General features: G+C 69.4%; 25 protein-coding genes. 12 read left to right on the top strand and 13 right to left on the bottom strand.

The annotated features are described in order from the left end of the window. Positions 1-367: 367 nt before the first annotated feature. The 3 genes from ACWF79_RS10950 to ACWF79_RS10940 all read right to left on the bottom strand — a co-directional run bounded on the left by ACWF79_RS10950 (position 368) and on the right by ACWF79_RS10940 (position 3,580). The gene (locus ACWF79_RS10950; protein WP_453727756.1) at positions 368-1,621 is read right to left on the bottom strand and encodes an NAD(P)/FAD-dependent oxidoreductase; all 1,254 of its coding nucleotides are present in this window, start codon (positions 1,619-1,621) and stop codon (positions 368-370) included. Between the two features lie 209 nt (positions 1,622-1,830). Beyond that, entirely contained in the window at positions 1,831-2,946 is a 1,116-nt protein-coding gene (tal, locus tag ACWF79_RS10945) for a transaldolase (RefSeq protein ID WP_453727755.1), read from the bottom strand. 196 nt (positions 2,947-3,142) lie between these two features. Further along, entirely contained in the window at positions 3,143-3,580 is a 438-nt protein-coding gene (locus ACWF79_RS10940) for a hypothetical protein (RefSeq protein ID WP_453727754.1), read from the bottom strand. Positions 3,581-3,665: 85 nt separating this feature from the next. Here ACWF79_RS10940 and ACWF79_RS10935 point away from each other — a divergent pair, with 85 nt between their 5' ends. The 4 genes from ACWF79_RS10935 to ACWF79_RS10920 all read left to right on the top strand — a co-directional run bounded on the left by ACWF79_RS10935 (position 3,666) and on the right by ACWF79_RS10920 (position 7,358). Then, the gene (locus ACWF79_RS10935) at positions 3,666-4,370 is read left to right on the top strand and encodes a helix-turn-helix transcriptional regulator (RefSeq protein WP_453727753.1); all 705 of its coding nucleotides are present in this window, start codon (positions 3,666-3,668) and stop codon (positions 4,368-4,370) included. 57 nt (positions 4,371-4,427) lie between these two features. Further along, positions 4,428-5,114, top strand: coding sequence for a GTP cyclohydrolase I FolE (gene folE / locus ACWF79_RS10930; RefSeq protein ID WP_453727752.1), 687 nt, complete (start codon positions 4,428-4,430; stop codon positions 5,112-5,114). A 602-nt stretch (positions 5,115-5,716) separates the two neighbouring features. Then, positions 5,717-6,190 carry a GNAT family N-acetyltransferase gene (locus ACWF79_RS10925; protein WP_453727751.1) on the top strand — a complete coding sequence of 158 codons (474 nt, stop codon included), beginning with the start codon at positions 5,717-5,719 and terminating at the stop codon, positions 6,188-6,190. A gap of 370 nt (positions 6,191-6,560) precedes the next feature. Further along, positions 6,561-7,358, top strand: a complete 798-nt coding sequence (locus ACWF79_RS10920; RefSeq protein WP_453727750.1) for an SMI1/KNR4 family protein — start codon at positions 6,561-6,563, stop codon at positions 7,356-7,358. Positions 7,359-7,603: 245 nt separating this feature from the next. Here ACWF79_RS10920 and ACWF79_RS10915 read toward each other — a convergent pair whose 3' ends face one another. After that, positions 7,604-8,188: a DinB family protein gene (locus ACWF79_RS10915; RefSeq protein ID WP_453727749.1), complete on the bottom strand. Its 585-nt coding sequence runs from the start codon at positions 8,186-8,188 to the stop codon at positions 7,604-7,606. Between the two features lie 72 nt (positions 8,189-8,260). Next, on the bottom strand, positions 8,261-8,995 hold the full coding sequence (locus tag ACWF79_RS10910) for a translation initiation factor IF-2 (protein ID WP_453727748.1): 735 nt from the start codon (positions 8,993-8,995) through the stop codon (positions 8,261-8,263). A 575-nt stretch (positions 8,996-9,570) separates the two neighbouring features. Here ACWF79_RS10910 and ACWF79_RS10905 point away from each other — a divergent pair. Next, complete coding sequence (locus ACWF79_RS10905; protein ID WP_453727747.1) at positions 9,571-9,882, top strand: hypothetical protein; 312 nt, start codon at positions 9,571-9,573, stop codon at positions 9,880-9,882. A 139-nt stretch (positions 9,883-10,021) separates the two neighbouring features. On the opposite strand, the gene ACWF79_RS10900 is transcribed toward ACWF79_RS10905, so the two are convergent. Continuing rightward, positions 10,022-10,453 carry a hydrolase gene (locus tag ACWF79_RS10900; protein ID WP_453727746.1) on the bottom strand — a complete coding sequence of 144 codons (432 nt, stop codon included), beginning with the start codon at positions 10,451-10,453 and terminating at the stop codon, positions 10,022-10,024. Positions 10,454-11,093: 640 nt separating this feature from the next. Here ACWF79_RS10900 and ACWF79_RS10895 point away from each other — a divergent pair. Next, positions 11,094-12,260: an extracellular solute-binding protein gene (locus ACWF79_RS10895; protein ID WP_453727745.1), complete on the top strand. Its 1,167-nt coding sequence runs from the start codon at positions 11,094-11,096 to the stop codon at positions 12,258-12,260. 135 nt (positions 12,261-12,395) lie between these two features. Here ACWF79_RS10895 and ACWF79_RS10890 read toward each other — a convergent pair whose 3' ends face one another. The 3 genes from ACWF79_RS10890 to ACWF79_RS10880 form a co-directional block, all read right to left on the bottom strand. After that, complete coding sequence (locus ACWF79_RS10890) at positions 12,396-14,066, bottom strand: tetratricopeptide repeat protein (protein WP_453727744.1); 1,671 nt, start codon at positions 14,064-14,066, stop codon at positions 12,396-12,398. Positions 14,067-14,158: 92 nt separating this feature from the next. Further along, positions 14,159-14,680 (bottom strand): HAD domain-containing protein, encoded by a 522-nt coding sequence (locus tag ACWF79_RS10885; protein WP_453727743.1) that lies wholly within the window; start codon positions 14,678-14,680, stop codon positions 14,159-14,161. A gap of 125 nt (positions 14,681-14,805) precedes the next feature. Then, positions 14,806-15,453, bottom strand: coding sequence for a type III effector protein (locus ACWF79_RS10880; protein ID WP_453727742.1), 648 nt, complete (start codon positions 15,451-15,453; stop codon positions 14,806-14,808). A 129-nt stretch (positions 15,454-15,582) separates the two neighbouring features. Here ACWF79_RS10880 and ACWF79_RS10875 point away from each other — a divergent pair, with 129 nt between their 5' ends. From ACWF79_RS10875 to ACWF79_RS10865, 3 genes are all read left to right on the top strand, one after another. After that, on the top strand, positions 15,583-16,014 hold the full coding sequence (locus ACWF79_RS10875) for an Hsp20/alpha crystallin family protein (RefSeq protein ID WP_453727741.1): 432 nt from the start codon (positions 15,583-15,585) through the stop codon (positions 16,012-16,014). Positions 16,015-16,130: 116 nt separating this feature from the next. Then, on the top strand, positions 16,131-16,526 hold the full coding sequence (locus tag ACWF79_RS10870; RefSeq protein WP_453727740.1) for a DUF2267 domain-containing protein: 396 nt from the start codon (positions 16,131-16,133) through the stop codon (positions 16,524-16,526). Positions 16,527-16,643: 117 nt separating this feature from the next. Next, positions 16,644-17,039 carry a DUF2267 domain-containing protein gene (locus ACWF79_RS10865; RefSeq protein ID WP_453727809.1) on the top strand — a complete coding sequence of 132 codons (396 nt, stop codon included), beginning with the start codon at positions 16,644-16,646 and terminating at the stop codon, positions 17,037-17,039. A gap of 30 nt (positions 17,040-17,069) precedes the next feature. On the opposite strand, the gene ACWF79_RS10860 is transcribed toward ACWF79_RS10865, so the two are convergent. From ACWF79_RS10860 to ACWF79_RS10850, 3 genes are all read right to left on the bottom strand, one after another. Next, complete coding sequence (locus ACWF79_RS10860; RefSeq protein ID WP_453727739.1) at positions 17,070-17,378, bottom strand: hypothetical protein; 309 nt, start codon at positions 17,376-17,378, stop codon at positions 17,070-17,072. A gap of 121 nt (positions 17,379-17,499) precedes the next feature. Beyond that, positions 17,500-19,473, bottom strand: a complete 1,974-nt coding sequence (locus ACWF79_RS10855) for an acyl-CoA dehydrogenase family protein (RefSeq protein ID WP_453727738.1) — start codon at positions 19,471-19,473, stop codon at positions 17,500-17,502. A gap of 171 nt (positions 19,474-19,644) precedes the next feature. Further along, on the bottom strand, positions 19,645-20,019 hold the full coding sequence (locus ACWF79_RS10850) for a PRC-barrel domain-containing protein (RefSeq protein WP_453727737.1): 375 nt from the start codon (positions 20,017-20,019) through the stop codon (positions 19,645-19,647). Positions 20,020-20,350: 331 nt separating this feature from the next. Here ACWF79_RS10850 and ACWF79_RS10845 point away from each other — a divergent pair, with 331 nt between their 5' ends. After that, on the top strand, positions 20,351-20,773 hold the full coding sequence (locus tag ACWF79_RS10845; protein WP_453727736.1) for an ATP-binding protein: 423 nt from the start codon (positions 20,351-20,353) through the stop codon (positions 20,771-20,773). 21 nt (positions 20,774-20,794) lie between these two features. Here the strand turns inward: ACWF79_RS10845 and ACWF79_RS10840 are convergent, their stop codons facing one another. Beyond that, the gene (locus tag ACWF79_RS10840; protein WP_453727735.1) at positions 20,795-21,859 is read right to left on the bottom strand and encodes a LacI family DNA-binding transcriptional regulator; all 1,065 of its coding nucleotides are present in this window, start codon (positions 21,857-21,859) and stop codon (positions 20,795-20,797) included. Between the two features lie 215 nt (positions 21,860-22,074). Here ACWF79_RS10840 and ACWF79_RS10835 point away from each other — a divergent pair, with 215 nt between their 5' ends. Continuing rightward, positions 22,075-24,519: a polysaccharide lyase 8 family protein gene (locus tag ACWF79_RS10835; RefSeq protein WP_453727734.1), complete on the top strand. Its 2,445-nt coding sequence runs from the start codon at positions 22,075-22,077 to the stop codon at positions 24,517-24,519. 105 nt (positions 24,520-24,624) lie between these two features. After that, the gene (locus ACWF79_RS10830; RefSeq protein WP_453727733.1) at positions 24,625-25,341 is read left to right on the top strand and encodes a heparin lyase I family protein; all 717 of its coding nucleotides are present in this window, start codon (positions 24,625-24,627) and stop codon (positions 25,339-25,341) included. The last annotated feature ends 28 nt before the right edge of the window (positions 25,342-25,369 follow it).

The raw sequence follows: 25,369 nt of genomic DNA, 5'->3' as shown, positions 1-25,369 counted from the left end.
TCTGAAGAAGGCACTCCACGACTGGTACGCCAACGACATCGCCGCCTTCGACCAACGCGAATCCGAAGAACTGGCCTCGCTCGGTCATCGAGCCGATGCTCAGGCAGCACATCGACCGGACCGTCGTGTACGCCACCGACCTGCTCACCGGCGGCTACACCCACGCCATCAAGCACTTCGACGAGGCCAACGACCACATGCTGATGCTGGCCGACAATCCTCGCCAAGGGCATCATCGCCCAGCTCCCGGACAGGTTCTGCGACGAGCACAACGACCGTCAGAGCTCCGTGCGATCCTGACCGCTCTCCTGGCCCGTGGCCGGTGCCGACACCGGCTCGGAATCAGGCTGAGATCACCTTCTCCGGGCTATCGGCCAGGCGGGTCAGGCCGGTCGAGGAGGTCGTCGAGGGGTACGTCGGGGTCGGCGAGCCGCGTTGGATCGGCCGTTCTCCCGGAGATGACGAGGGCGCCGATCGGTTCGGTGACGTCCCAGACGTTGACGTTCATGCCGGCCAGTACCCGGCCCTCGGCGAGCCAGAAGGCGATGAACTCGCGGCTGTCGGTCCGGCCGCGGAGGACGACCTGGTCGTACTCGCCGGGTTCGACGTAGCCGGTGTACTCCATGCCCAGGTCGTACTGGTCGGTGAAGAAGTAGGGCATGCGGTCGTACGTGACGTCCTGACCCAGCATCGCCTTGGCCGCGGTCCGGGGCTGGTTGAGGGCGTTGGCCCAGTGCTCGACGCGGATGTGTTTGCCGAGCCGCGGGTGGAAGGCGTTTGCGACGTCTCCGGCGGCGTGAATGTCCGGGTGGGAGGTGCGCAGGTGGGCGTCGACGCGGATGCCGTTGTCGACGTCGAGGGCGGCGTCGGTGGCGAGCTGAGAGTTGGGGGTGATGCCGACCCCGACGATGACGGCGTCGGCGTCGATGCGGCTGCCGTCGGCCAGCAACACTCCGTTCGCGTGCCCGCCGATGCCGGTGATCTCGGCGACGTTCACACCGCAGCGGAGATCGACCCCGTGGTCCGTATGCAGGTCGGCGAAGACCTGCGCCACTTCACGCCCCAGCACGCGCAGCAAGGGCAGTTCCGCCGTCTCCAGGACCGTCACCTCCACGCCTGCTGCACGGGCGGCGGCCGCGGTCTCGAGACCGATCCAGCCGGCGCCGATCACCGCGATGCGGGATGCGGACCGGAAAGCTTCCTTGATGCGGTCGCTGTCGGAGAGGCGGCGCAGGTAATGGACCCCTTCGAGGTCGGCTCCGGGAACGGGCAGGCGGCGCGGTGAAGAGCCGGTGGTCAGCAGCAGCTTCGCGTATCCGAGCCGGCTGCCGTCGGCGAGCGCCACCTCGTGTCCGGCCGGGTCGATCGCGGTGACGGTGGTGCCCAGGCGCAGTTCGACGTCATGTTCGGCGTACCACTGGGGCGGGTGGACGTAGACCGTCTCCCGCTCGTCCTTGCCCAGCAGGTAGCCCTTGGACAGCGGCGGCCGTTCGTAGGGACGCTCACCCTCCTCTCCGAGCAGTACGACAGGGCCGTCGAAGCCCTCTTCCCGGAGGGTGTGAGCTGCCTTCGCGCCAGCCAGGCCGGCTCCGACGATCACGAATGCCGAGTTCGTGGCCATGTCCTCTCCTTTGCTGCGTTGGCTCTGCCGGCAGACTGATGGCAGTCCGCTCGGCGAGTTGGCCCGTCCACGCCGTGGCGTGCGCTTGCCCATCGCCGTCGGAGGTGCGCCGTGGAAGTGGACGCATACGGTGCCCGTCGGCGTGTCTGCAGATCGGTCGTCGCACGGGAACACGGGCAAGGGGCCGTCAGGTCAGCGGCACGACTGCATCAGGCTGCGGCGCGCTCGGTCTGCAGTTTGGTTTCCAGTTGCTCGAACAGCTCGTTGCCGGATGCCGTGAACGTGGCTATGCCCTCGTCCTCCAGGACACGCACCACGTCGTCATAGGACACGCCGAGCGCCTCCAAGTCGTTCAGTACCTGCTGGGCGTGCGCATATGTGCCATGGATGGTGTCCCCCTGGATGCGGCCGTGGTCCGCGACCGCGCGCAGGGTGTGCTCGGGCATGGTGTTGACCACGCCGGGCGCCACCAGGTCGTCGACGTAGCGGGTGTCGGCGTAGGCGGGGTCCTTCACCGCGGTGGAGGCCCACAGCGGGCGTTGCGGACGCATCCCGGCCGCCTCCAGGGCCCTCCATCGGTCCGATGCCCGGGCCCGCTCGAAGCGCTGGTAGGCCAGGCGTGCGTTGGCGACCGCGGCCTGCCCCCGCAGCTCCTGCGCCTCGGGGGTGCCGATCTTGTCGAGTCGGGCGTCTATCTCGGTATCCACTCGGCTGACGAAGAAGGAGGCCACCGACGCGATGGACGCCAGGTCACGTCCCGCCGCGTACGCCCGACCCATGCCGTTCAGGAAGGCGCGAAGCGCCTGGTCGTAGCGGTCCAGGGAGAAGATCAGCGTCACGTTGATGCTGATGCCCTCGGCGAGTGCGGTGCTGATCGCCTCCAGGCCCTCCTGCGTCGCGTGGATCTTCACGAACAGGTTCCGCCGGTCCACCAGCCACCACAGGGCCCGCGCCTCGGCGACCGTTGCCGCCGTGTCACGGGCGACGCGCGGGTCCACCTCCAGCGACACCCGCCCATCGACCCCGTCACTGTCCTCGAACACCGGGCGCAGCACGTCGCAGGCCCACCGCACGTCGAACGCGGTCAGTAGCCTGACGGCTTCCTCGACCCGCACCCGCCGCCGGGCAAGATCGCCGACCTGCTCGTCGTAGCGGTCACCCGAGCGGATCGCCTTGGCGAAGATCGTCGGGTTGCTGGTGATGCCCACCACCCGCTGCTCAGCCACCAGGTCGGCCAGCCTGCCACCGGCGAGCCGCTCCCGGCTCAGATCATCCAGCCAGACCGCTACGCCCTCGGCGGCCAGCCGGTCCAGATTCTGACTCATGGCCTTCTCCTTTCGGACGATGGCCTCCACGTGCTCTCCGGAGTGACCTCTGCGGGCGGCACACGACCCCGCCGACGAATCGATGCCGGGCAGGTTCGTGGCGGCTGCGACGTGTCGCGGCCGCCCCGGCAGGCCGTGCGGGTGCGCCGATGGAGGGGCCCACCCGCCTCTCCGCCTTCGCGGCTGCTGCCTGCCGTCAGTGGGAGGGCCGCTTGCCGTGGTAGCGCTGGGCGAGCCGGGCCAGGGCCACCGCGCCGAGCAGGAGGCCGAAGTCGCGCAGCGCGATGTCGTAGTGCCCGGGGATGGTCAGCAGGCTGACGATGATGCCGGCCAGCCATCCGGCGACCAGCCAGCCCCCGAAGCGCGGGGCGAGGGCGACGACAAGGCCGGCCACGATCTCGATGACACCCACGGCGTACATGGCCGCCTGGGCGCTGCCCGGGACGATGTCGTCGATCCACGGTGCGAGGTAGACGGGCCAGTCCACGAGCAGGTTGGCGAACTTGTCCAGCCCGAACAGGATCGGCGCCACGGTGAACCCGGTGCGCAGGATGAGAAACGCCTGGTAGCCGGGGTCGGCGAGAGCGGCCCGCCGCGGGGTGACGGACGTGGCGGTGGTGGTTGGGGACGACATGACGACCCTTCCTTCTAACGAGAACTCTTACTAGCAATAGAAGTACGCGATCCTTCTTTAGTCAATGGTTGTTTGTTTTACACTGGTGTTCGTGGACGACCCGAAAGAAGCACCCAGCACCGACGTCTCCGCCGTCGCCGCGCTCGACGAGCCGACCCGCAGGAGGCTCTACGACCACGTCGTGCGCCAGCCGGAACCGGTCAGCCGCGACGACGCCGCCGAAGCCCTCGGCCTCGCCCGGCCGACCGCGGCCTTCCACCTGGACCGCCTGGCCGAGGAATCACTCCTCGACGTCGTCTACGAGCGGCGCAGTGGACGCACCGGCCCGGGAGCCGGCCGGCCGGCCAAGCTGTACAAGCGCTCCGCCAAGCAGGTCACCGTCACGCTGCCGGAGCGGCATTACGAACTGGCCGGACGGCTCCTCGCCCAGGCCCTGGAGGAATCCGAGGCCACCGGCGAACCGGTGCGGAGCGTCCTGCACCGCAAGGCACACGAGCTGGGCAGACAGCTCTCCGGACAGAAGCAGGCGGGCGTCTTCGACCTGCTGGAAGGCAACGGGTTCGAACCCCGTTACGACGGCGACGCCATCGTCCTGGGCAACTGTCCCTTCCACGCGCTCGCCCGCGACCACACACAGACCGTGTGCGGCATGAACCTCCACCTGCTGCGCGGCGTGCTCGAAGGACTCGACGAAGAAGGGCTCCAGGCGTGCCTGGAGCCCAGCCCCGGCCACTGCTGCGTCCGCCTGCGGCCCGCTTCCGCACCGCCCACAGGGGCGCGACACCCCTGAGAACGGCCGCCACCTGCCGCCCGCACCGCGCCTTTGCCTACCCACGAGGAGCACGTCATGGACTTCGCCACCCCGGCCCCGGACACGGCAGTGGATGAAGCCGGCCTCTCCCCCAGCTTCGCCGCCATACCCGCGCCCCAGGGCACGACGCCCTCGGTCACACCGCTGCGCGTCGTCCACGACACAAGCGGCGTGGATCTGGCCCAAGCCGAAGGTGCCGCCGCCCAGTTCCTTGCTGCGCTCGGCATCGACACCGGTACCGAGAGCCTTCGCAACACGCCCGCCCGCATGGCCCGCGCCTACGTGGAACTCTTCAGCCCGCGCCCCTTCGACCTGACGACCTTCCCCAACGACGAGGGCTACGACGAGCTGGTCCTGGCGCGCGGCATCCCCGTGCGATCGGTCTGCGAGCACCACATGCTGCCCGTCGTCGGCACCGCCCACGTCGGCTACCTGCCCGGCCATCGCATCCTCGGACTGTCCAAACTCGCCCGTGTCGTCGAACACTTCGCCTGCCGCCCGCAGGTTCAAGAACGCCTGACCAAGCAGGTCGCCGACTGGCTCCAGACTCAGCTGGAGCCCAAAGGCGTCGGCGTCGTGATCGAAGCCGAACACACCTGCATGACCCTGCGCGGCGTCCAGGCCACCGGCTCCAGCACCCTCACCTCCACCCTCCTCGGCACACTCCGCCACGACGCCCGCTCCCGCGCCGAATTCCTCTCGCTGACCGGCCTGACCGCCTGACAGGTCGCCATGGTCGCGCTCAACGGCTTCGCGGCGTACTCCGATCCGGAATCGCTGAATCCCGGTCCTTTCACAAAGCCGCATGGTGGCGATTCGATCAACAGCTCGGCGGCAGCGTGTGCTTCGTCAGAAGGGCGGGCGGAGAATCCATCACGATGCGCTGCTGCAACGGGACAGTGCCCCGTCGCAAGCGGCTCCGTAAAGCGACACGATTTGCGGGGGGGGACACGGTCTCTGCGCAACAAGCCTGCCCACCACACTCGACGCCTCCCCCACCGCGTTCGGGGGGATCACGGGAGTGGACGGCCCCGGGAAGTCTGACTGGTGTGCTGCTCGCGCCGCGGATAGCGGCCTGGTTCGGCGTCAGGTGGACGACCCTCACTGGGTTCGCGACTCGGCGCTGTCGGCCGATCACCGTACGACCACCTGCGTGTCCAGACCCCCTCACTCGACAAGCTCTTCCGCGCTGAAACTCATGCAGCTGTCCCGGTCCTTGGGCCTCGACAGCCGGGCGCCCCCGTAGACACGGGAAAACCACTACCTGGACACCTGCATGACTGGCTACGCTCACCCCCTCTGACCAGCACAGATGTGGGGAACGCATGACGCAGCAGTTCACCGACCGCCAGGGCCGGGCCGTGGTGCTCGAGGAGATCACGGAGGGCAACTGGCGCGATGTCGCCGACGTGGCGCCCACCGACGAGCAGCGCCGGTACGTGGCCGCGCTCGCGGCGCGCTACCTTCTACTCTCCCAGCGTGGCGAAGTATGGACGTCCCTCGGCGTCCGCGCCGGTGACGACATCGTGGGCCACGTCATGTGGGCGTACGACGACGAGGACGGCACCCACTGGATCGGCGGCATGGTGGTGAGCGCGGCCGAACAAGGCAAGGGGGTGGGCCGCGCCACCATGGGCGCCGTGATCGAGCGCCTGTCGGCGCTGCCGGAGTGCCGGCAGATCCGTCTGTCCTACCACCCGGACAACACCTCCGCCGGCAGCCTCTACACCTCGTTCGGCTTCCAGCCGACCGGGGACCTCGAGGACGAGGAGATCGTGATGGCGCTTCCGGTCAGCTAGGACTTGTCCGGCCGATCGTGTGACCGGTTCATCCGCAGGTCGTTGGTGTGGACACGGGGCGGGGCGCTGACGGATGCCGAGTGGGAACAGCTGCGACCGTTCCTTTTGGTGAGCAACGGTCGTTGTGTCCGGTGGCGGGTTCACCGTCAGGTGATCGACGGGATGCTGCACCGAGCACGCCTCCGCCTCCGTCACCACTGCGCAGTGTGTAGCAGCGGAGCACGTCGAGGTCGGCGGTGCGGCCGACGGACCATCCTGCGGTGAGGAGTTCGGCTTCCGCGGCGGCGATCCCCAGACCCTGGCGGCCGTACGCGCGCACTCGGCGCCTGTGAGCACGTCCTGTGTCAGTGCCGTGCGCTTCACTGTCCCCATGGAGCTCACACAAGCGACCATCAACGACCTGCTTGCCCAACTCGAACCGGCGGGCGACTACATGTATCTGCCCGGAGACCTCGATCCGCAGGAGCTGACCGACCTCCTGGGCAGCAGATACGGCACACCGCGCACCCTCGTCCTCGACGGCTTCACCGATCCGACGGTCGACGATTCCAAGGGTGCGGCGCTCCTCGTCCCCTTCGAGGACCGGGCCGTGACGATACGGGCGTGGGCGTACGGGGACCAGTGGGTCGGCACCGGTACGGCGCGGGACGCAGAGGGGGTCGAGCGGCCGGTGTTGATGGTCGCTCACAGGACGGTGCCCGAGCCCTTGGCGGCCGCTCCGGACGAGGACGTCGACTGGATACAGCGGCTCAAACGGATCACCAACTGGACACAGCCCGCACAGCGGCCGGACGTGGACTGGGCGGAGGCGGAGGCGCGCCTAGGCACCGCGGTGCCGAGCGATTACAAGCGCATGGTCGAGACGTTCGGCGAGGGCGCCTTCGACGGGTGGTTGAACCTGAACCAGGAGCCGTGGACGGACCTCAGGGAGGACGGCCTGCTCATCTGGGCGGGCACGGAGCACAAGGACCTGTACTGCTGGAGGACCGACGCCGGCGACCCCGACCGTTGGCCGGTGGTGGTCCGGTCCTTCGACGGCAAGGACCTTCTCTTCGACCACCAGGCCTCCGAGTTCGTCTGCCGCATCCTGGTCGACCCGCACCATCCGTACACGATGGCCCACTATTTCGACACCCACTGGTTCATGAACTACAGGGCGAGCAGCTGACCGAACCTGGCCGCCAACGGCATCGGACCGTGGACATCACGTGCAGCTTGCTGCCCTTCTTGCCACGATCGACCGGTTTCGGCCGGTCGGCGATCCCTCTTCCTTCACGGTGTGGACCGAGGCAGGCCTGTGGCGTCGGCCGCACCGGGCGATGCCGGACGAAATCGGGGCCCGGGGCGAGATGGACCGACCTCGGCGATCGTGCCGCACGAACGTCACGTCACGCACGTCACGTGAGACCATCCCTAAGCCTCGATCGGGGCGGCCGACCTGGCGGCTCGCTCGATCTTCGCGCAGTAGGCTGCGCGGGCTTCCTCGTCGATCTGCTGCGCGTTTTCGGCGCGCACCCCGGTCCGGCCGTCGAGGCCCTCGCGCAAAATGTCGGCGTGCCCGGCGTGCCGGATGGTCTCGCCGAGGACATGGACCATGATGGCGAACAGGTTCGTGTTGGGATGGGGCTCCCGCCACCACGGCACGTGGCCCGGGGCGTCGAGGGGAAGCTCGTTGATTGTCGCGTCCGAGTGTTCCCACGTGCGCCGGTAGAACCCGATGATCTGATCGCGGGTCTCGTCCTCGGCCACCCACAGATCGCTGCCGTTGGAGTCCTGCCACCGGGGCAGCGGTTCGGGGGAAGGGCGGTCGAAGACCTCGCCGAAGTATCTGGCCTCGACGGTCGCCACATGTTTGACCAGGCCAAGGAGGTTGGTCCCGGTCGCTGTCAAAGGCCGGCGGGCGTCGTATTCGGACAAGCCGTCGAGTTTCCAGAGCAGCGCCTCGCGGTCCCGCCGCAGTCTCCGGTGCAGGTTGCCTTTCGCGAATTCATCGATCATGCGGCATGAGCCTGCCATGGGCTGATCGTGGTCTCAAGATCCCGTACGCGGTCCGCAACGACAGGCCCCCGTTCAGTGCGGCGGCGGTAGGGGGTCCAGGGCGTTGGCGATGGTGCAGCCGCCCTCTCCGGGCATCCGCTGGATCCGCGGCGGCACCCAGACGTCGGTGGCGCCAGGGCTCACCCGGGCAAGAAGGCAGTCCTGCGCGTCGTAGCCGTTGCCCTTCACCGACAGGAGGACTCCGACCCGGCCGCTGCCCGCCTTCACCTCCGTGCGGATCGCCGGATGCATGTCCAGGGCGGCGAGCGTACGGCGCACCTCGGCCTCGTCCACCCGGCCGCCCGCCGGGACGCGGGGAAGTTTCGTGCGGAGTTCCTCGTACGGCAGGCGGGGCGGTTCGGGTGGAGGGGCGAAGGTCAGCGGAGGGCCGTCCGGGCAGTCGACGTCGCGGGGGCCCTCGCCCCACTCCGACCTGGGCGACACCCGCACCGCGAAGCAACGCAGCACGGCGACCTCCTCAACGTCGACCCATCCGTTGTAGGCCGAGCCGGACGTGCGGACGACCACGTCGACGCCGTCGCCTTCGTGTGTGGAGGTACCCGTCACCCGCAGTACGTCCACGCCGTCGATGCCGGAAGCGGAGCGCCCGACCTCCTCCGCCGTGCGCGGACGCTGACCGTAGAGCCGCTCGCCCGCCTTCCTGGCCACCTCCCGTGCGGCGTCCGCCGCTTCTTCCTCGGAGGACTGCACCACGCCGCAGCCGACGGTGAGCAGCAACAGCGGGGCGAGCAGCATCAGTCGGCGCATGCGTCCACCCTTCCGTCGTCGCGCGCGGCGGGGCGACCGCTCGCGTACTCAGACCGGAGTAGGTGATCGTACTCAGGGCGCCTGAGCCGACGTCCGCCTGCCCGCCGCCTCGTGCAGTGGTTCCGCCTCGGAAGCGGTGGGCGTACCCCTGACATCGGCGACGTTGGCAGGGAAGTCGACGGTTGGCCTCGGGGCTTCTTCGCTGTCGTGTCGTGCCCTGAAGCCGGATGGTGCTCCTGATGCGCGCCTGCGACACGTCCCTTGCTTGGCAAGTGCGCTGCTGAAGAGCCGTTGTGGCCACCTGAGTTCTCGTCAGAACCGGGCCGGCTCACCTGCGGTTGAGCCCATCACCTTCAACCCCACACGCACCAGAACCAATCGGCCCGTGCCCGCGTCCTACTCGCAGAGCCGTCGCCGACCGGCCGGCCGGTGCGGAGCAACGCCAACCCTGGAGGGGCACCATCGTCACGTTCACCCCCGACCGACCCTCCCAGACCACACAGCCCCGCCGGGCGCTCGGGATCGGCAGGATGTTGCTGGGCGGCATAGCGGGTGTCCTGCTGAGCGCAGCAGTCATGACCGTTCTGTGGTGGCCGCGTACCGAGGTGACGTACCGCAACACTGCCCCCACCTCGGTGGCCTATGACGACGGGTCGCCACACTTCCTGGGGCTCGTGCACCAGCACAGCCTGTCCGGGCGGCAGTCCTACAAGATGGTGATCGCCAGGGATTCCAGCCTGTCCTACGGACACTGGGTGGACGTCGACACCGTCCTGGGCGCCAAGGGGATCGAGTCCGTCACATGGACGGAGGCCGGAGTACGTGTCCGCTTCCCGACCGGTCACGAGATCTTCGTCCCGGCCCGTTCCTTCCTGTACGGCAGGTGATACCCAGGAGCTTCGTCGGACCTTGCGCGGCTGGTCATACTTCTGAGGGTGGCTGCGCAGGCGTGGCTGAGCAGAGCGTTTTGTACGCGATGGCATCGAGGATCTGACGGTGATCCCGCCATCGGCCACGAGCACGGTCTCAGGCCGTCCGGCGCGAGAGGACCCTCTTGGCGCCGAGCCGGACGCCGTAGCGCTCTCGTGCCGCGAAGTCCGCAGCTTCCCACACCGTCGGGTGCCCGACTTCCGCGCACAGGTGGAGGATCGCGTCGTCCCCGACCTGTACACCGACATGAGCGCCGTAGGCGCGGGCTGTGGAGTTGAACAGGACCAGGTCGAGGGGCTGCGCGACCGGCACGCGGACCGTTGCCTCCGTGTCGCTCCAGAGCTCGGAGGAGCGCAGGTCCGGAGGGGTCAGGCCGTAGTGTCTGAGCACTTCGTAGGCGAACACCTGGCAGTTGGCGCCGGCCGCCAGGCCCGGCCGGGCGGCCACGGCGGCGGCGCCCGGGAAACGCGAACCGTCGTACCGGACGGTCCAGAACTCCGCCGGCAGACTGGTGATGATCGACCCCATCCCCTGATCATGACCCACACACGGACGGATCGAGCAATCCTTCGACGACAACGGGCGCTTTGGTGTCGAGACGCGCGGTCTTCGGGCGGTAAGGGCGCGTCCGGCGGATCAGGGTCGCGTCGTAGGAGGTCGTAGTACCACCTGCGCGCCACCCCTCCCCCGCTGCAGAACCCGACCGAGAACCTGACGCAGCGCTACTGCACCCGCAAGCCGGCCCGCACCCCGTGCGTCCGTCTACCAGCCGACGCGGGCGGGACATCGGCGGCCACAACAGTCCCGGCCCGGGGCCGGGGCGGAAGCGGTCCCGCGGGCATTACTCGTCAATGCTCCATCCCGGAGTCGTGTGGGACACCGTGGAGGGTTCTACGCGCGTTGGAATCGGCGACGGCATATCGGAAAACACCAGTCGGAACCGGCCCAGTTAGAGCAACAGCCACAACCTTTGGGCAGGGGGCGCATTTCGTCCCGGGCCGGGAGAGAATTCCGGACGCACTGTCCAAAAAAGATCAAGAGGAAAGACTCCGTGCGACCAAGAAGACTCTTCGGCACGACCGCCTCCGTTGCCGCGCTCGGACTACTGGGCTCCCTCGTCACCGCCTGCGGCTCGTCCGCAGGCGGTGACGGAACGACCCTGCGCCTGGTGGCCGCCGAGTACGGCAACAGCCCGGCGAACAGCTCCCAGGCGTACTGGGACAAGCTCGCCGCCGCCTTCACCGCCGCCCACCCCGGCACGAAGGTCGAGGTGACCCTCTACCCGTGGGCCGACGTCGATCACGAGGTCACGCGTATGGTCGAGGAGGGAAATGCCCCTGATGTGGCGTTGATGGGCGCTTATTCCGACTTCGCCGCGCAGGGCCGCCTCTACGCCGCCAGCGAGCTGTTGTCGATCAAGGCCGAGGCGAACTTCCTGCCGGCGCTCGCGGATGCCGGTTCGGTGGGCAACACCCTCTACGGCTTGCCCTTCGTCGCCAGCAGCCGGCTGCTCTTCTACAACCAGGAGCTGTTCGACAAGGCCGAAGCCGAGCCGCCGAAGACGTGGTCCGACCTGAAGAGGGCGGCCAAGGCGCTGAAGGAGGAGGACGTGCTCTACCCGTACGCCCTGCCGCTCGGCCCCGAGGAAGCGCACGCCGAAGCCCTGATCTGGGAACTGAGCAACGGCGGGGGGTACGCCAGCAGCACCGGCGGCTACAGCATCGCGTCCGAGCAGAACACGCAGACGTTCCGCTGGATCAAGGACAACCTGGTCACGCCGGGTCTGACAGGACCCGTTCCGCCGGCCGACCTCAACCGGCAGGATGCGTTCGCCGCCTTTCTGCGCGGCGAGGTCGGCATGCTCAACGGCTACCCCTCGCTCCTCCACGAGGCGAGGGCGAAGGGCATGAAGGTCGGCACCCTGAGCATGCCGGTGTCGGACACGCTGCGAGACAAGCAGACCCTGCCGTCGGCGGGCGTCGCCGACTGGATGATGGCCTTCAAGCACGACGACAATCGTGAACTCGTGGGCTCTTTCCTGGAATTCGTCTACGAAGACAAGAACCTCAACGAATTCGCCGGGCGCTATCACCTGTTGCCATCGACGGTGTCCGCGACCCAGGCCTCCAAGGACGCGGCGGCGGACCCCAGCAGCGCGCAATTCCTGAACGCCCTGCGCGGTGCCGAGCTCTACCCGGTCAACGAACCGTCCTGGCTGCAGGTCAGCAACACCATCAAGCGCAACATCGGCAAGGCCGTCGCGCCGACCGCCGATCCGAAGGCGGTGCTGGAGTCCATCGACCAGCAGGTCCAGGACATGGCGGAGCAGGGGTAGAGGGTTACCGGGCTGTGGGGATGGATGGCCGTCTCGCCCGGCGCCGGATCTCCGGACAGGGCGAGCACGCGGCCGACGGGGTGCGGCGCGCGGCAGCGGCGGCCGCTGCCGCGAGGTCCCCGACACTCGTGCGTTTCACGCCGCCAGCGCCGCCTCCACCTTGGCCAGTTCCTTCTTCGGGTCGACCGTTCGGGTCAGTACGTCCAGGTCGTCCCGGCTGTAGCGGGCGCTTACGTCGTCGTCCCAGCGTGCGGCGGCGGTTCGTAGGGGCTCGACAGCTTCCGCGAGGCGGCCCAGTCGGTGGAGGACTAGTCCGTAGTACCCGGCGGCTTCCGTTCGGTAAGCGGTGTCGCCGCCTTGCTCCCAGGCGTCGCGGAGAAACGGTTCCGCCTCGGCGTACGCGCCGCGCTGTGCCTTGAGTTTGCCCGCGAGCATGGCGTTCAGCGGGGATCCGTCACCGGCCGCCCGTACGTACCAGCGCTCGGCCTCCTGGTAGTCCCGGTGGTACTCGGAGAGCCACCCCATCTGGTTGCACGCGTCGTGGTGGCCCGCCTCGGCGGCCGTTCGGTACCACTGGTCGCGCAGTGCCGGCCTGCGTAGCGCCGCGTACAGCTCCGCGAGGTCGTACGCCGCATGCGGGTCCCCCGCCAGCGCGGCGGGTTCGATCCAGCGGACCAGGTGGCGGTCGTCCGCGCCGCCCCAGGAGCCGAGGATCTTCCCGTACGCGTACGAGGCCTGCACGTCGCCCGCCTCGGCCCGATCGCGCAGTCCGGGCAGTCGACGCAGGTCCTTGCCTGGGCCGACGCCGCCGTTCGCGCGGATCGCGGCGATCCGGGCGAGCTGCTCGACGACATCCTCGTCGTCCTCACCGACCTCCCGGAGCCAGCGCTCGGCCTCCTCGTACCGTCGCTGCCGCTTGCAGAGGAGTGCGAGGTTCCACTGAGCCGGCTGCACTCCGTCGGCCGCCGCGAGGCCGTACCAGTGCTCGGCGTCGCCGAGTTCGCCGCGTTGCTCGTGGAGGACTCCGAGTGCGTACGCGGCGCCTCCGTAGCCCTCCTCGTGAGCTTGGAGTACCAGCCCGCGGGCCTCGGGCCAGGACTCCTCGCCGCCGGTCTCCGTCAGGAACACGGCGTGGTCCACGCGGGCGGAGCCGCTGAGCGCGGAAGCCCGGCGGTAGTAACCGGCGGCCTCGGTCGTGAGACCCGGGTAGTCACGGAAGTGCTGCTCCAGGGCGAAGAGCGGGCGCAGCGCCTCGGCGGCGGCGTCCCCGTCCCCGGCGGCCTCGGCTTCGGCGAGCCCGGCCGCGACGCGGTCGAAGTCCTCGCGGATCGAGTCGAAGAGCTGCGACCAGCGGAAGACCGCGATGTCGCCCAGATCGATGTCGCTCATCAGGAACTTCGACGCCTCCTCAGGGCGCCCCTCGGCGGCGATCAGCTTGCCGAGCTCGATCTTGCAGTCGAGGTGGCGTCCGCCCTCCCAGCCGCGACGGAACCATTCGGCGGCCTCCGGATCACCATTCTCGCGGAGCAGTACGCCAAGGCCGTAGGCGCATCCGGCGTGCCGGTCGGCGACGGCGCGGTACAGCGCCTCCGCTGCCGGGCGATCACCCCGGATCTTCCGGTACCGGGCAAGGGTGTAGTGCGAGAAGGCGTCGCCGGCCGCCACGGCCTGCTCCCAGTACGGGATGCCTTCGTCCACGTGCTTGCCGAGCACGAAGAAGTCGGTGTGCCGACGAGCGGTCTCGGTGTCGCCGGCACGAGCGGCGGCGACGAGCGCCTCTCCGTGGGTCTGTATGTCCTGCGTCATGATCACATCGTGCCAGGTGGCCCCCAAGGGCCTTCCGACGGGCGGATGTTGGACCTCGGGCGAGATCGGCGGCTTGTGGCTCGCCAGCGGTGTCAGACCGGCTGCCGCAGCCATGAGTCGAGAGCCGCGTAATCGCTGTCGGTCAGGCCCTGGCTCGGATCGACGCGATGGAGCAGGGCTTTCCCCTGGTGATGGGCAGCGACCCAGGCCCGATCGGCGTTCGTGACCTCGTCGTCGACCCAGGCGAACGGGCGACCCGCAGCCCATGTGACAAGGGCCCGGGTCTTCCAGTGCAGTCCGTTCCGCTCGTCCTGGTCATCGACGTCGGACGGCTCCGGCCAGACGACCACTGCCAATTGAGGGAGACCGATGCGGGGCGCGATGCACTCGTTCGTGTCCGCCATCCATGTCGTCGCCCAGACCACCTCGCACGGGAGTGCCGCCAGCCGGGGCCCGTGCTCGGGATTGATCCTGGTCAGGAGCGGGTTCGCGCCGACACCGGGCAGGTCGAGGTCCGGCGCACAGGTCGGATACGTCCCGGACACCCCGCCGAAGGGGATGAGCGGCCCGTCGACGTCGAGAAACAGCAGTGCGCGCTGCACGGAGCCAGTCATAGGACCACGATATCGGCGGCTCCCCTCGGTAACTGTCCCCATGACCCGCGTCAGGCCGTCGCCGGCGCCCGCTGGTTCGCGCGACGAAGTCGGCGTGTGTGCCGGTGCTGCTGGTCGGTGGTGGGTCAGTCGGGTGGGGCCGGGGCGGGGGGCGTGAGGGTGTCGAGTCGGGCGGCGAGGTCGGGGTGTGTGGCGGTCAGGTGGGGGCGGGTGGCGTTGAGGGGATGGATGAGGTCGGCGGGGTCGTTGTGGGCGAGAGCCGCGTGGAGTTGGTCGAGTGGGCGGCGGGCCGCGGTGGGGAGATCGGTGAGGGCGGTGATCTGACCGGCGATGCGACGCAGGTCGGCGGCGTTACGGCGGGCCCATTCGGCTTGGGTGCGGTCGGCGGCGCGGCGCTCCCGCGTGGCCTGGACGCGTTGTTCGCCGGTGCTTCCGGCGGGGCCGGGCCTGTTGCGCAGGTAGCGGCGTTCGGCGGCCTGGCGGCTGGCCACGCCGAGCGGGTGGGCAAGGTCGGCCCAGCTGGCTCCCGCGTGCCGGGCCGTTTCGATGAGGCCGGTCTCCCAGTCTGCGAGCTGCTCGCGGACCTGCCGCAGCAGGAGGAGGGAGGCCAGGGCCTGCTCCGGACCGGGGCGGGCGGCGGGGGCGTCGGAGGTCGCCTGCCGCGCGGTGTGCAGGGCGTCGTCTATGGCGGCCAACGCCGCCGCGGCGGCGAGGAACGAAGCCGGGCTGCGGCCGTCGGCCCTGAACGGCGCCGACTCGTCGGCTGCTGTCATGAGCACCTCCCTGAGCTTGTCATCCAGTGGACGACACCGATGTTTGTCATCCATTGGATGACATGGTACAACGGTTTCAGTGAAGCGCATTGGCAGCCACTGCCCAATCCTTCTGGAGGTGTTCTCACGATGTTGATGCGCACTGACCCCTTCCGTGAGCTGGACCGCATGGCTCAGCAGTTGATGGGCCCTGGCACCTGGTCCCGGCCGTCCGTGATGCCGATGGACGCCTACCGCGAGGGCGACGAGTACGTGGTGGCCCTCGACCTTCCTGGCGTCAGCGCCGACGCGATCGACATCGACGTCGAGCGGAACATGCTGACGGTCAAGGCCGAGCGCCGGCCCGCGACGCACGCCGACGACGTGCAGATGGAACTGTCCGAACGGCCGCTGGGCGTCTTCTCGCGCCAGATCATGCTGGCCGACACCCTGGACACCGAACGCATCAAGGCGGACTACGAAGCCGGCGTTCTCACCCTGCGCATCCCGATCGCCGAACGGGCGAAGCCCCGCAAGATCGCCATCGGCGGCGGATCCGACCGCAGAGAGATCTCCGGCTGACCCGAGGGCCGCAAGAGCCGAACAGCGGCGCAAGTGCCGAACAGCGGCGGAGGACGGGTCGACGACCTCCCCCTCTCCCGTCCTCCGCACCCCATCGACCGAAGAAGGTGGCGGCGGTGACCCTGCGACGCGAAGCGTTCCTCGACACGGTGAAGGAGCGCGGCGAGTACGACACCCTGCAGGAAGCAGAACGTACGGCCCGTGTGGTGCTCGCCCTGCTGGGAGCCCACCTGATCGGCGGGGTCCGCGCCGAGCTCGCGGCGCGCCTGCCGGAAGAGTTCTCCCTGATCCTCCTCAACCCGCTGCAGAGCGCCGAGCCGCTCCCACCGGAGCGGTTCATTCGGGCGACGGCCGCCTGGATCGAGGGGGCCACCGAGCAGACCGCTGCCTGGGACGTCAGCGCCGTGCTCAGCACTGCCGCCGACGCGGCCGGTGACGAGCTGCTGGGACAGATCCTGCTCCAGCTTCCCGCGGGCTACGACCTCCTGTTCGGACGCCCCGAGCCCTCCTGATCACGCATCCACCTACTCATCCACTCACCACGGTGACCACCATCCCGGCGACTGACAGAAAGGCAATCACAGCAAGTGTCTCCCCATGCGCGCGTTCCGCTGCAGCCTGTGCCCGCGATGTCGTACGAGCAGATGCTGGAGAAGGTCCGCTACGAAGGCGCCTATCCCACCCGCGAGCGGGCCGAGGAGGCCGTCCGTCTGGTCGTCGCAGGGCTGGGGCGCCAGCTGACGGGCGACGAGCGCGTCGAACTCGCCGCACGCCTCCCCTTCGAAGCCGCACGCCTGCTCACCGCCCAGATTCCTGACACCCAGCCCCTGACCGGCTGGGCCTTCGTCAAGGACCTCGCCGCCCGCGCCGAGGCATCCCTGGCCACCACCCGCTGGGACACCGGAGCCGTCTTCGCCGCCGTCGCCGCCCTGGCCGGCCCCGACCTGCTCACCCGCATCCTGCGCCAGCTCCCGTCCGGGTTCGCGCTGCTCTTCGGCCGCGCGGAACTCGCTCCCGCCGCCTGAGCACCTCCCTGCCCGTCCGGCCCGCCGCCGTCACAGGTCGCTGTCGATGCCCGTGACGGCCGGCGGGCCGAGCGGTGCCTCGGCCTCCGCGATCCCGGCCTCCTTGAGCGCGGCCGAGACCAGCCGAGTGGCGTCCAGTTCGGCCTCGTACCGGTCGGTGGCATCGATCTCGAGGCGGATCGAGAACGTGCCTTCCTCGTGCACGGTGAGCAGGTCCAGGCCCTCGCTCTCACTCACGTCCGTGTGCTGGGACGCCAGCTCCCGCTCGAGAACCGACCGCGCGGAATCAGTGATCCCTGAGAGGAAAGTGCCGGGAACAGTGATGACGAACGTAGTCATGGCGACTCCTCGCATAAGGCTGGTGGCGTACTGCTTCCCGCATCTTCCGTGATGAAGCCGCCCAGGTCCGTTCCTGGCGTGCCGTCGGGGAGTCGGTCGTCATGGCGCGGCCGGGCCCGGCTCAGCCCACCAGGTCCGGCGCTCGCAGCATCTCAGGCGGGATGCCCCACGCGTCGACGAAGTCGACCGCGAGCGGCCGGACCTTGCGGCAGAGGTCGTTCACCTCTCGGGTGATCGCCTTCGAGCGCTGGACGGTCAGCCTGCCGTGTTCCATGAACCAGGCCCGGTCAGCCTCGATCGTCGACAGTGCGAACAGGTCGCACAGCAAGGCCAGCGCGGCCTTCTCGTCGCCCTCGGGAAGGTTGCGTACCTTGTCGACGAAGGCCTCCGTCACCAGCCGCTCGACGTGGGCTCGGGCGAGCGCGATGACGTGGTCCTGCACCTGGGAGAAGACGGCGCCGGGATCACGCTTCTGGTCGATCCCGCGCTTGATCCGGCGGGCCAGGCCGGCGAGCATGTGCTCCTCCCGGAAGCGGACCATGGCGAGCTGGTACTCCGAGTCGAGCAGGCCGGCCTCGCGGTCCCACTCGTCGCCGCCCGGCAGCAGGTCGCGTACCCGCTCGAGCAGCTTGTGGGCGGAGGTCCGCTCGATGACCGTCTCGACGGCGAGGTTGGTGACGTAACGGACCATGCCGAGCTGGTCGAGGTCCTCGAACTCGCTCGCGTGATCGGTGAGCAGCCCCTTGGCCACGAGCTGCAGAAGGACGTGGTTGTCGCCCTCGAAGGTGGTGAAGACGTCGCTGTCGTTCTTGAGCGCGGCGAACCGGTTGACGGCGAGATAGCCGGCACCGCCACACGCCTCGCGGCACTCCTGGACGACCCGGGTGGCGTGCCAGGTGCCGAGCGCCTTGAGGCCTGCTGCTCGTGACTCGAGCCGGCGCCGTGCCTGCGCGTCGTCCTCGATGCCCGGGACGTGGCCGGAGAAGACGTCGTGCAGCTGCGAACGCACGACGTCCTGTGCGAAGTGCAAGGCGTACGTGCGGGCGATGAGTGGCAGCAGCCGACGCTGGTGCAGGCCGTAGTCCAGGAGGAGCTGCTCCCCGGTGTCCGAGGTCGCCGCGAACTGCCGGCGCCGTACGGCGTACTTCGTGGCGACCGCCAGAGCGACCTTCGATACGTTGATCCCGGCGCCGCCGACGCTGACCCGGCCCTGGACGAGCGTGCCGAGCATGGTGAAGAAGCGCCGGTCGGGGTTCTCGATCGAGCTCGTGTAGACGCCTTCGGGGCTGACGTCGGCGAACCTGTTGAGGAGGGCCTCGCGCGGCACCCGCACGCCGTCGAACCAGATGCGGCCGTTGTCCACACCGTTGAGCCCCATCTTGCGGCCGTCGTCCTCGATCCGGACGCCGGGCGCCGGCTCGCCGTCGACCCGGACGGGTACGACGAAGGCGTGCACGCCCTCGGACCGGCCTCCCACTTCCAGCTGGGCGAAGACGACCGCCAGTTCGGCGTGGCGGGCGGCGTTTCCGATGTAGTCCTTGCGTGCCTGGTCGCCGTGGGTCGTGATGACGAACTCCTGGCGGCCGGCGTCGTACCGCGCGACGGTGCCGAGCGCCTGGACGTTGGAGCCGTGCCCGGTCTCGGTCATCGCGAAGCAGCCCATCAGCTGCCCGGTGATCAGGTCCGGCAGGTAGGCCTCGTGGTGGTGTTCGGTGCCCAGGTGCAGGATCGCGCCCCCGAAGAGTCCGAACTGCACACCGACCTTCACCAGCACCGACAGGTCACCGAAGGCCAGGGTCTCGAACGCGGCGATCGAGGCTCCGACGTCGCCTCCTCCGCCGTACGTGGCCGGGAAGCCCATGCCGGTCTGGCCCGTCGCGGCCATCTCGACGACGATCTCGCGCACCCGCTCACGAAACGCGTCGATGTCGAGCTCCTCGGCCTCCTCGAGAACCGAGGCGTACGTCGCCAGGTTGGTCCGGACGAGGTCGCGGATCTCGGCGTACTCGCCGTCGAGTACCGCCGCCAGTGAACGGGCGTCGATGTCGGGCTGCACGTAGCCGGTCGCCGTGGTGGATGCGTTGTCGGAGGCCATGCCGCTTCGCTACCCCGCCGCGGAAAGATCAACCGGGGGCGACCGGGGGACGACCGGGGACGATCAGGGACGACGGAGGACGACGACCGGGTGATCGCCGCCTCGGCCGCTACGGTCACCCTGCCCGGCGCAGCCACCCTCGTCGTACCGGTACGGAAGTCGGTACGGGCATCAGATGGCGCCCGCGCCTCCCGAGAACGGGCCGCCCGCGCGGTAGTGGCTCGCGATCTCCTCACGGTACTGAACGTCGGCGAGGTACTTCTCGGACTGGAACTCCGGTGCGTCCTTGACCTGTTCCTTGGACAGGGCGAGGTAGACCGCCTGTACCTCCACGTCGACCAGGGTCACGGCACTCGCGGGGATCAGCACCTCCTTGCCGAAGATCCACGCGCCGGTGTCCACGACCAGATAGGCGTCACCGGCCTCGTCGGAGTGCTTGTCCACCGTGCCGACGTGGCCGTCAGTCGCCTCGACAGTCCATCCGGTCAGGTCGGTGCCTGCCAGGTGACCGGACGTCGCGTCATAGCTCCACAGGTTGTCGGTCATGCCGTCACTCCTCTGTTCGCGTAACGATGCTCATCAGGTCGGCGGCCGCCGGTGCTCCGCATTCCCGTGCACACGCCGATCGGTCGTCAGCACCGGGAGGGAGGGAGCCGGTCCAGCGGCCCTCTCCGGGTCGCGTGCCCCTGGGACCCGCGTCCACACTCCCGAAGCTCCACGAATCACGTCTGCGGTGGCGTAGTGCCGACGGCCCGATGTGCCGGCGGCATAGGGCGGCCTGCTCGGGGAGGCCGGTTTGTTCCCGGCTCACGTTCTGGCTGCCTCATGCCGGGCAGACGAAGGAAGCAGGGTGGGGGCGACCGAAGGAGGAGGGCCAATGGCACGGGAACCGTCGATGCGAGCCGTGGGGTGGGCGCGTTCGCTGCCCATCAGCAGCGGCGTGAAGGCGGCAAGGGACTGGACACGTGAGCATCTGACGGCCATCGGCTGGTCGCGGACGGCACCTGACATGGTGGACTCGGTCGTGCTGGCCGTTTCCGAACTCGTCACCAACGCCCATGTCCACGCCCACAGCGACGCCCAACTCATTCTCACCTGGGACGAGCAGTGCCTGCACGTGACCGTGCACGACTCTTCGTCCCACCTGCCGGAGCAGCGTCGCGCCGGCGACCAGGCTCTCGGGGGACGCGGGCTGCTCCTCATCGATGCCCTCGCCGACGAGTGGCAGGCCCACCGCTGCCCCCGCGGCAAGGACGTCACGGCCTGCTTCCAACCGCCCACCGCGAACCAGCCGGCATAGGGCGGCGGGCCCCACGGCGGATCAGCCGCCGCTGGACGAGCGTGCCCGTAGCTGCGGGAGGACGAAGAGCCGGTGTCGGGGGGCGTCCGGCTGGTCGAGTCGGCGCACCAGCAACTCCACTGCGGCTGAACCGACTTCGTGCTTCGCGGGGGCGATGGCGCTCAGCGGGATGTCGGCGAGGCCGGCCACCTCGTCGTCGTACGCCACGATCGCGACCTTGTCCGGGACCGGGATCGACCGTGCGCGCAAGCGCCTGAGCAGCGCGAGCGCCTCGTTGTCGGGGTGGGCGATGACCGCGTCGACGCGGCCCTCCGCCACGGCGTCGAGAAGCGCCTCGATCGGGGTGTCGTACTCGGGGCTGCCGTGGCCCGCGTCGGCGAGGTCCAGGACGGATGTCGAAGGGGGCGCTTCGAGCCCGGCCGCTCGTACGCCGGCCTCGAAGCCCTCGATGATCCATTGCGCGGTCGGGCTCGTCCCCCGCAGGAGCAGCACCAGGTGGCGGCGGCCCGCCTCGGCGAGATGCCGTACGGCCAGCCGCGCCCCATGGACGTGGTCGGACAGGACGTGGTCGATCCCGGCCACCTCGTCGGCCTCGGGTCGGCGCTCCACGATCACGACGGGGACGGCGAGTTCTTCGTACCAGCCGCGCGGCCCGGACGGGACGACGAGCAGCCCGTCGACGCCGTCGCCGATCATCCGCTCGACCTGCGTGCGCTCCTCCCCCGCGTCGTACCCCGAAATGTCCAGTACGAGGCGGAGGTTGTGGGCGGCAGCGGCCTCCCGCGCTCCCTTGATCACCTCGGGGTAGTAGTAGTCGGCGGACGGCACGATCAGGCCGATGACGCGTTGCCGGCCGGGGGTCCGAGCGCCGCGGGCCGTTCCGGCGGGGGCGGTCTCCGCCCAGGTGTCGGGGAGCATCGCCCCGCCGTGCACCCGGGCGACGAGGCCGCGGTCGGCGAGGATCTCCACGTCCCGGCGGACCGTGACCGGCGAGACACCCAGCTCGGCCGCGAAATCGCTGACTCTCAGGGAGCCTTCTTCCCTCAGCCTGCGCAGGATCGCCTGATGCCTGTTCTCCGCGTGCACTTCCCGCTCCCCTCGGACGACACCCCAGTTCAGAAGGAGTGTAGCCAGCTCGCGATCGATTCTGTCGCTTTTCCAACGAACGGACATCTACTGGCTGTTCTTGTCCAAACCGTTGCTGTCTTGAATTTCCGCGTGCTAGAAAACCCCCGCTCACGAGCCATCGACAGACAGCGCCGAGGCAACGACGCGCTCACCTCCCGTAAAGGTCGTGTCCCATGGCATCTCCCTGGCGCCGCCGCACGTTCCTCCACGCCGCCGGTGGGGGCGCGCTCGCCTTCGGGCTCACCGGAGCGCTCACGCACCCGTCCTCCGCCGCCGTGCACGTCACCGGGGCTGACGGCGCGGTCACCACCGCGTCGGACGCGGAGTTCGACGCGCTCCGTGGCAAGTGGCGCGCGCTCATACTCGGTACGGGCTTCAGTCCGACGGCTGAGCCGTACCGGACCATCCTCGCCACCCTCGGCACCACCGCGGCCGCCTACCGGGCGACCATGGCCCCGGCGCGTGGTTCGCTCTGGCCCGGCCGGTCCTGGGCCGATCCGGAGCCGGACCTCGACGCGGAGTCGTACGCCTTCTCGGGGATCATGAACGACAGCTTCAACCGGCTGCGGACCATGGCCGAGGCGTACTCCCAGCCGGGCACCGGGCTGACCGGGGACGCCGTGCTCAGGGACGCCGTCCTCACCGGCCTCGAGCACCTCCACACGGAGGTCTACAACGAGAACACCGCGCGCTACGGCAATTGGTACAACTGGCAGATCGGCGCTCCCCAGGCGCTGATGGATACGTGCGTGCTCATGTACGACCACCTGTCGGCGGCGCAGATCGCCGGCTACTGCCGGGCCGTGGACGCGTTCGTGCCGGACTCGGTCTTCGCCTCGTACACGGGAACCAGTACCGGCGCCAACCGGGTCGACCTGTGCCGGGGAGTCATTCTGCGCGGGATCGTCGGCAAGGACGCGCGCAGGCTCGCGCTGGCCTCCAAGGCGCTGGCACCGGTGTTCCCCTATGTCACCTCGGGGGACGGCTTCTACGACGACGGATCGTTCATCCAGCATCGGAACGTCCCCTACATCGGGGGCTACGGCGCGGTGCTCCACGACGGGGTGGGGCGGCTGCTGGCGCTGCTGCGCGGGTCGACCTGGGAGGTGACGGACGCGGGCACGCAACTGTTCCTCGACACGATCGAGAAGGCCGTCGCGCCGTTCATCTACAACGGTCTGATCATGGACAACGTGAGCAGCCGGGGGATCAGCCGGATGGGCGGCAGCGACCACCAGCGCGCCCACGGCCTCATGGCGACCATCCTGTTGGTCGGCCAGGGAGCGAGCCCCGAGGAGAACGCCCGGTGGCGCGCGATGGTCAAGGGCTGGCTGCAGCGGGACTACTACTACCCTGCGCTGAAGAACCCCGGTCTGAGCCTGATCCGGGCGTCGCTCCTGCAGTCCTTGCAGGACGACACGTCCGTCAGGGCCGCCCCGGAGCCCGTCGAGCACCGGCTGTTCCCCACCATGGCGCGGGCCACGCACCGCCGTCGCGACTGGGCGGTCTCGGTCTCCATGGCCTCGAACCGCATCGCCCACTACGAGTTCGGCAACGGCGAGCACGCCCGTGGCTACCACACCGGCGCGGGCTGGCTGTCCTGGTGGGGCCGCGACTTCGGTCTTGAGCAGTACTCGGACGCGTACTGGCCCACGGTGGACCCGTACCGGCTGCCCGGTATCACCGCGTCGCGCAAGCCTCTCGCCGACGGCGAGGGCGGCAACTGGGGGCAGCCCATGCCGGACGCCGCCTGGGTCGGCGGCACCACCGACGGCGAGTTCGCCGCCATCGGCCAGCATCTCAAGGGCCTGTCCAGCACCATGAACGCCAAGAAGTCCTGGTTCTGCCTCGACGACTCCGTCGTCTGCCTGGGCGCCGGCATCACCTCCACGGACGGCCACGCCGTCGAGACGACCGTCGACAACCGCGCCCTCGGTGCGACCGGCGCCCCGGGCCTCACCGTCGACGGCCAGGCGCAACCGGTGGCGCAGGGCTGGTCGGAGACCTTCGACGACGCCGAGTGGGCCCACATCGCAGGGCAGGCGGGCTACGTCTTTCCGGGCGGCGCCCGGGTCAGCGCGGTGCGCGAGGAACGCACCGGCTCCTGGAGGGACATCAACACCGGTGGCTCTCCCGACCCGATCACCCGCCGCTACCTGACCCTCTTCACCGACCACGGTGTCGATCCGACCGACGGCCACTACGCCTACGTCCTGCTGCCGGGCGCCGGCGCCAGGACCACCGCCCACCGCGCCCGCGACAGGGGGTGGCTGCGGATTCTTGCCAACTCCAGCGATCAACAGGGCGTGCGTGTGCCCAGGTTGGGGCTCACCGCGGTGAACTTCTGGAGCGCGGGCACCGTCGAGAGGCTCGGAGCCGACGCTCCCGCTTCGGTACTCGTACGGGAGCATCGCAACGGCACGGCGACGATCGTCGTCTCGGACCCCGCACGACAGGCCACGTCGTTGGACGTCGTCTGGAACCGCCGGGTGAGCAAGGTGCTCTCGAAGCCCGCCACGGTGACCGCCGCCACCACCGGCTCGTCACTCAAGCTCACCTTCGGCGACCTGACCGGCCAGGCCGGCGCCCCGCAGAAGATCACTGTCCGACTGGGCTGAGGTGGAGGCGGGGGGCCGGGCGTCACCTCTCACGGAATCCGACGGGATCCGTACGACAGCCGGAGCGCCTCTCACGGAATCCGTACGACCCCACAGGAGGTAGCCATGCGTCACCACCAGCCCGGACGTCTCCCCCGCCGCTCCCCCACCCTGGTCGCCGCTGCGCTCTCGCTCGTGTGGGCGCCGCCCGCGCATGCCTCGGTGGAGTGGGACGGGGACGCGGACAACGGAGGGACCGCCGTGTTCGCCTCCGTGCTCTGCGGCTCCCCGTCGTACGTGTACCAGCCGGACTGGAACGACGGTCGCGGAAGGATCTTCGGCTTCACCAAGGCAGCGGGATCCGAGCGGTGCGAGGGGCACGGCATCGCCGGCCGCACCCTCACATCGGGCAGGACGTACTGGTTCGGCTGGGAGTCCATGACCAAGACCGGCAACGCCCAGACCATCTTCCAGTGGAAGTCCTGGGGCACCGGCGATGAGCACGACCAGAACTACCCCGTGATCATGAAGGTCGAGGACAGCCGGCTGAAGATCTGGTACGTCGCGCCGGGCGAGCAGTGGATCTCCGCGGGCAGCGTCCCCTGGACGCCCGGTACGTGGAACAAGATCGAGCTGGGCATCGACGCCCGGTCCTCCACGAGCGGTTCGTTCGCCCTGTACGTCAACGGCCGACTGGTCGTGGACCGCCAGAACGCGCGGACGTGGGACCTCAAGGGCAACGTACCCCGCTGGGGCACCTACGGCTCCACCATCTTCGACGTGGAGTCCGTCCACTGGGTCGACGGCCTGAAGATGGGCACGGCACGGGCCGATGTCGACTGAGGCGGTAGGTCGACCGAGGCCAGGCGGA

The sequence above is a fragment of the Streptomyces sp. NPDC054975 genome (assembly GCF_053609105.1).
Note: the sequence above shows the minus strand (reverse complement) of the source record. Positions and strands in the feature narration are given on the sequence as shown.

Bases quoted from the DNA above. Each gene is read 5' to 3' on its own strand.
- ACWF79_RS10950 (WP_453727756.1), bottom strand. From the start codon at position 1,621: ATGGCCACGAACTCGGCATTCGTGATCGTCGGAGCCGGCCTGGCTGGC.
- tal (WP_453727755.1), bottom strand. From the start codon at position 2,946: ATGAGTCAGAATCTGGACCGGCTGGCCGCCGAGGGCGTAGCGGTCTGG.
- ACWF79_RS10940 (WP_453727754.1), bottom strand. From the start codon at position 3,580: ATGTCGTCCCCAACCACCACCGCCACGTCCGTCACCCCGCGGCGGGCC.
- folE (WP_453727752.1), top strand. From the start codon at position 4,428: ATGGACTTCGCCACCCCGGCCCCGGACACGGCAGTGGATGAAGCCGGC.
- ACWF79_RS10925 (WP_453727751.1), top strand. From the start codon at position 5,717: ATGACGCAGCAGTTCACCGACCGCCAGGGCCGGGCCGTGGTGCTCGAG.
- ACWF79_RS10920 (WP_453727750.1), top strand. From the start codon at position 6,561: ATGGAGCTCACACAAGCGACCATCAACGACCTGCTTGCCCAACTCGAA.
- ACWF79_RS10915 (WP_453727749.1), bottom strand. From the start codon at position 8,188: ATGATCGATGAATTCGCGAAAGGCAACCTGCACCGGAGACTGCGGCGG.
- ACWF79_RS10910 (WP_453727748.1), bottom strand. From the start codon at position 8,995: ATGCGCCGACTGATGCTGCTCGCCCCGCTGTTGCTGCTCACCGTCGGC.
- ACWF79_RS10905 (WP_453727747.1), top strand. From the start codon at position 9,571: ATGACCGTTCTGTGGTGGCCGCGTACCGAGGTGACGTACCGCAACACT.
- ACWF79_RS10900 (WP_453727746.1), bottom strand. From the start codon at position 10,453: ATGGGGTCGATCATCACCAGTCTGCCGGCGGAGTTCTGGACCGTCCGG.
- ACWF79_RS10890 (WP_453727744.1), bottom strand. From the start codon at position 14,066: ATGACGCAGGACATACAGACCCACGGAGAGGCGCTCGTCGCCGCCGCT.
- ACWF79_RS10885 (WP_453727743.1), bottom strand. From the start codon at position 14,680: ATGACTGGCTCCGTGCAGCGCGCACTGCTGTTTCTCGACGTCGACGGG.
- ACWF79_RS10880 (WP_453727742.1), bottom strand. From the start codon at position 15,453: ATGACAGCAGCCGACGAGTCGGCGCCGTTCAGGGCCGACGGCCGCAGC.
- ACWF79_RS10875 (WP_453727741.1), top strand. From the start codon at position 15,583: ATGTTGATGCGCACTGACCCCTTCCGTGAGCTGGACCGCATGGCTCAG.
- ACWF79_RS10865 (WP_453727809.1), top strand. From the start codon at position 16,644: ATGTCGTACGAGCAGATGCTGGAGAAGGTCCGCTACGAAGGCGCCTAT.
- ACWF79_RS10860 (WP_453727739.1), bottom strand. From the start codon at position 17,378: ATGACTACGTTCGTCATCACTGTTCCCGGCACTTTCCTCTCAGGGATC.
- ACWF79_RS10855 (WP_453727738.1), bottom strand. From the start codon at position 19,473: ATGGCCTCCGACAACGCATCCACCACGGCGACCGGCTACGTGCAGCCC.
- ACWF79_RS10850 (WP_453727737.1), bottom strand. From the start codon at position 20,019: ATGACCGACAACCTGTGGAGCTATGACGCGACGTCCGGTCACCTGGCA.
- ACWF79_RS10845 (WP_453727736.1), top strand. From the start codon at position 20,351: ATGGCACGGGAACCGTCGATGCGAGCCGTGGGGTGGGCGCGTTCGCTG.
- ACWF79_RS10835 (WP_453727734.1), top strand. From the start codon at position 22,075: ATGGCATCTCCCTGGCGCCGCCGCACGTTCCTCCACGCCGCCGGTGGG.
- ACWF79_RS10830 (WP_453727733.1), top strand. From the start codon at position 24,625: ATGCGTCACCACCAGCCCGGACGTCTCCCCCGCCGCTCCCCCACCCTG.